Genomic DNA, 311 nt, shown 5'->3' on the forward strand with positions numbered 1-311 from the left:
TGGCGGCGGCCAGCGCGGCCGGGTCGTCCGGCGGCGTGCTCAGGCCGCAGCCGGCCTCGGCCACGGGATCGTTGGCGGCGTCGACCGCGTGGACGATGGGCCGCGCGGCCATCATGTAGTCGCCCAGCTTGTTGGGGGAGATGCCGTAGCGGTACAGCGGCTGGCGCTGCCAGCCGAGGTAGGCGAGGTCGAAGCGCGCCAGCAGCGCCGGCATGTAGCGCCGTTCCAGCGCCGGCAGGAAGTGCACGTTGTCCAGCCCGGCTTCGGCGGCCTGCCGGCGCAGCGCCTCGCGCGCCGGGCCGGCGCCGGCC

Annotated in this window: 1 protein-coding gene; it reads right to left on the reverse strand. The window is 76.5% G+C overall.

Annotated features, from left to right (window positions below):
• A partial coding sequence (locus tag GTP90_RS36195) for a glycosyltransferase (RefSeq protein WP_161087978.1) occupies positions 1–311 on the reverse strand: 311 nt, incomplete at both ends.

This window comes from Duganella vulcania (assembly GCF_009857655.1).
GTDB lineage: Bacteria > Pseudomonadota > Gammaproteobacteria > Burkholderiales > Burkholderiaceae_D > Rugamonas > Rugamonas vulcania.